Origin of the sequence: Nonomuraea candida (genome assembly GCF_000725485.1) — a bacterium.
Lineage (GTDB): Bacteria > Actinomycetota > Actinomycetes > Streptosporangiales > Streptosporangiaceae > Nonomuraea > Nonomuraea candida.
In genome coordinates, this window is sequence record NZ_JOAG01000222.1 from 1 (window position 1) to 219 (window position 219).

At 50.7% G+C, this 219-nt stretch carries 1 rRNA gene; it reads left to right on the top strand.

What is annotated here, in order from left to right:
* Positions 1 to 124 precede the first annotated feature (124 nt).
* A 16S ribosomal RNA gene (locus tag IO39_RS43805) occupies positions 125 to 219 on the top strand; the annotation flags it as partial.

Here is a 219-nt window from a genome sequence, read left to right on the forward strand (position 1 = left end):
GTTTCTTGAGAACTCAACAGTGTGTTAAAAGCCAGTGCATGATGCACAACCCCGTCATTGATTTGACGGATTCCTTTGGTTGACATTCATGTCGAATGTCGGCCAGGACACTTTTTCCAAGCATTGTTTGGAGAGTTTGATCCTGGCTCAGGACGAACGCTGGCGGCGTGCTTAACACATGCAAGTCGAGCGGAAAGGCCCTTCGGGGTACTCGAGCGG